The organism is Streptomyces botrytidirepellens (assembly GCF_003721215.1).
GTDB classification, from domain to species: Bacteria; Actinomycetota; Actinomycetes; order Streptomycetales; family Streptomycetaceae; genus Streptomyces; species Streptomyces himastatinicus.
This window is the reverse complement of record NZ_RIBZ01000581.1, coordinates 1-3,714: the sequence shown is the minus strand read 5'-3', so window position 1 is coordinate 3,714 and position 3,714 is coordinate 1. Positions and strand designations below refer to the sequence as shown.

At 72.6% G+C, this 3,714-nt stretch carries 3 protein-coding genes and 1 pseudogene; all 4 read right to left on the bottom strand.

The features are described from left to right. Positions 1-175: 175 nt before the first annotated feature. On the bottom strand, positions 176-1,126 hold the full coding sequence (gene hpnD, locus EEJ42_RS33150) for a presqualene diphosphate synthase HpnD (protein WP_123105699.1): 951 nt from the start codon (positions 1,124-1,126) through the stop codon (positions 176-178). Further along, entirely contained in the window at positions 1,123-2,034 is a 912-nt protein-coding gene (gene hpnC, locus EEJ42_RS33145; RefSeq protein ID WP_123105701.1) for a squalene synthase HpnC, read from the bottom strand. Before hpnC ends, hpnD begins: the two co-directional genes overlap by 4 nt. 369 nt (positions 2,035-2,403) lie before the next feature. Further along, the gene (locus EEJ42_RS33140) at positions 2,404-3,144 is read right to left on the bottom strand and encodes a TetR/AcrR family transcriptional regulator (protein ID WP_063729129.1); all 741 of its coding nucleotides are present in this window, start codon (positions 3,142-3,144) and stop codon (positions 2,404-2,406) included. A 474-nt stretch (positions 3,145-3,618) separates the two neighbouring features. Continuing rightward, positions 3,619-3,714 (bottom strand): annotated as a pseudogene (locus EEJ42_RS53330) (ABC transporter ATP-binding protein); the annotation flags it as partial.

Sequence of the window (3,714 nt, the reverse complement as noted above, 5' to 3'; positions counted from 1 at the left end):
CGCGAGCGCCGCGGTGGTCCCGGCGAGCCCCCCGCCGATGACGAGCGCGGCCGCCCCCTCGGGGCGGCCTGCCGGGTCCGGGCCCGGCCGGTCGGCGGAGTGTGCGGTGCGGACGGTCATGTGTTCACCCCCTCGGGTGAACACGACGCGGCGCCGGGCCGCGAGGTTGCGTGGCTCACCGGATCCCCCCGGCTCCGCGGCGGACGGCGGCGCGGGTGTCGAGCCCGGCGAGGCCGCGCACCGCGACGTACGCCTTCTCGTGGCCCGGCAGCGACACGCGGCCGCGCAGGACAGCCGCGGGGTCGTGGGCGATGCGCTCCAGGAGTCTGCGGTAGATGCCCGCCATGGCGGCCACGCAGGCCCCGCTGCGCCGGTCCAGCATGGGCAGCAGCCGGTATCCCTCGGCGAAGAGCGCCCGGGCGCGCCGGACCTCGAACTGCACCAGCCCGGTGAGGTCGGCGTCGGCCGGGGCGGCCGAGGTGCGGAAGGCGGTGGTGCAGCCGAACTTGGCGAGGTCGTCGGCGGGCAGATAGGTGCGTCCGGTCGCGGCGTCCTCGCGGACGTCGCGCAGGATGTTCGTCAGTTGCAGTGCGAGGCCGAGCGTATTGGCGTATTCGGGGGCGCGGGAGGCGTCGCGCGCGCCGGGTACGGTGCCGAACACGCCGAGGGAGAGCCGCCCGATGGCGCCCGCCACACAGCGGCAGTAGTCCTTGAGGTCGTCCCAGGTCTCGTACGTCTCCCCGGCCACGTCCTTCAGTACACCGTCGATCAGCTCGTCGAGCCCGCCGAGCGGGATCGGGAAGCGCCGGGAGGCGTGGGTGAGCGCGACGGCCACCGGGTCGGTGTCGTCCTCCTCGATCGCGCCGCCGCGGATCCGGTCGAGCAGGGCGCGGGTCTCGGTGAGCCGGGCCCGCTTGGCGTCCGCGGGCAGCGCGCCGTCGCCGATGTCGTCGATGCGGCGCGAGAAGGCGTAGAGCGCCGACATCGCGTGGCGCTTCTCGGTGGGCAGCAGCTTGATGCCGTAGGCGAAGTTGCGGGCCTGGTGCCCGGTCACGGCCTCGCAGTAGCGGTAGGCCGCGAGCACTGGCGCGGACGCGTGCGGAAATCCGTCCACGGTCCGGCTCACCCCTCTCTTCGCAGTGTCGCCCCCACCTCGCGCAGCAGGCTGAGCTTGGTGGGCCTGGGCGGTCCAGGGAGTACGTCATGTCCCGCGGCCGCGACCGCCCGCAGGGCGGCCAGCCCCCCGGCCACGAACCCGGCGAGCAACACCTTGAGCCTGCCGTGGACGCTACCCACCAGGGGGGTGCCTTCATTCAGCAGGTCTCGGGCGCGTTCCGCCTCGTACGCGACCAGGGCACACACCGAAGCGCCACCCTTCGGGGCGGCGAGGTCGGCCTCGGTCACCCCGAAGCGTTTCATGTCCTCCGCCGGGAGGTAGACGCGGTCCCTGCGGAGGTCCTCGGAGACGTCCTGGAGGTGCTCGATGATCTGGAGGGCGGTGCAGATCGCGTCGGAGCGGCGGACCCGCTCGGGGCTGGCGGTGCCGGTGATGCCGAGGACGAGCCGCCCCACCGGGTTGGCGGACAGCTCGCAGTAGTCCAGCAGCTCCTGGAACGAGGCGTACCGCCGGACCCGCTGGTCCTGGCGGTTGGCCTCGATCAGCCCGCGGAAGGGCGCCGGGGTGAGTCCGTTGCGGCGGACGGTGGGGCGCAGCGCGCTCAGCAGCGGATGGCGGGGCGGCGCGGCGGAGGTGGTGTCGAAGACGCGGTCGAGGTCGGCCTCGAAGGCGTCGAGCATCGCGATCGGATCGTCGGCGAGGGACCGGTCGAGGCCCAGCAGCTCGGCGTCGGCGCCGCCGGGCGGGAGATCGCCGTCACCGATGTCGTCGACCAGCCGGGCGTAGCCGTAGACGGCCATGAGGTCGGCGCGCCAGGCGCGCGGGACGAAGAAGGGGGCCACGGGGAAGTTCTCGTGCGCGGCCTTGTCGAGCACGGCGCGAGCGGCGTCCTGTCCGCCGCTCAGGCTGCCCGACATGGTGGAGGACCCGCTGCGCTCGTCCTCCGCGGTCACCGTGGACAGCCAGGCGTACGGGCGAGGGCCACGACGCCGCGCGGATCCCGGTGACCGGGGCCCGTGGGCGTACTGGAGATGGGCCGTGGAGCCAATGCCGTCACATCCCCCGTTCTACACCGGTTACCAGGGTCGGCACGATCCGGACACGCCGCGCCGACACGTCAACGGCGTCCGGCCGCACACCCCCGAACAGGGGACAGCCGCACACGTCCGACGTGATCCGGTTGGGCATTGCTACAGCTTACGCCCCTCGGCGCACACGCGTACGGGGCCACACCCCGGAGCGGCCCCGCACCCTGCCGGGCTGCCCGACCCTGCCCGTGGGCGGGGTCAGGCGGCCTCGTCGTAGAACTCGGTGATGTCGAGCATGGCGCACAGGTCGCGCAGCTCGAACTCGAAGAACGACTTCCCCTCCGACAGCCCGAACGACATGTGCCCCAGCGCCTCCATGGAGATCACCCCGTACAGCCGCGCCCAGCAGCGCAGCATGACGGCGATGGCCCCGGGCGGCATGTCGACGCCCTGGTCCTCGCTGAGCGCCCCGAGCTGGCGGGCGAGCGCCGGTTCCAGCTCGCCCTCCTCGGGCGCGGGGAAGCCCCGCACCCGCCACAGGTCGGAGACCAGGTCGGAGAAGACGGACCCGAAGACCCAGCCCATGGTGCGCTCCGGCTTGGTCTCCTCGCGCCCGAGGCCCGGGGCCCAGGGTCCGAGGATGAGCCCGAACTCATGCGGGTGCTTGATGGCCCAGACGCGCAGCGCCCGGGCGCCGCCGATCAGTCTGCGGCCGGGCTCGCCCTCGGGGAGCTGCCCGATGACCCCGCGCATGTAGCGGGCCATTTCCGCGAAGATGTCCACCCGCAGCTGAAGGATCAGCGCGTCCCGGCTGCTGAAGTAGCGATACACGGCCGGCGCGGTCATGCCCATCTCACGCGCGATGGCCCGGATGGTCACATTCTCCGGGCCCTCCTGAACCAGGAGCGTCCGGGCGACGTCCTTGATCTCGCGGATGGTCGCAATGCGCAACCGCTCGCGCCGTGAGTACGGTGCGACGTGCGCTTCCCCTGGCGACACGCGTCCCCCTCCCTCATACCCCGCCGCTCGGCAACCCGGCGTACACGCACACGATACAGCGCCTCCGTTTAGTGAACAGCGGCAGCGGCGGTACCTCCGCGTCACTCACGGTCCGCGAACGGCCCCCGGGGAGACCGCGCGACGGCGGCCGGAACCGAGGGACCGCCGGTCGGCGGCCTGCCGCGGTGTCCCGGGCCGCCCTGGACGGCCCGCCCGCACCCTGGCAGAGGGGCGAAATTGCCCCTGATGGACGTGTGTTCACCACGTCCCTCCCCTGATGCGGAATACAGCTTCCGCTTCGCCCGCGGTGGTCAATCCCCGGCAGCGGTCGCATGTGTCACCCCCCGTAAGCCCGATGAATTTCTGACCACCACCTTAGTAGGGCGGGGTGACAGTGCGTGAGCTTTTCCACAGGTCGGGGCACGGCAAGGGGCCGGGACCGCCTCACGGCCCCGGCCCCCGGCGGGTTTTCGGCTACTTGCCGGTCTCCTTCTCGTACGCCTTGATGACCTCGTCCGTCGGGCCGTCCATCAGCAGCTCGCCCTTCTCCAGCCACAGCACCCGGTCACA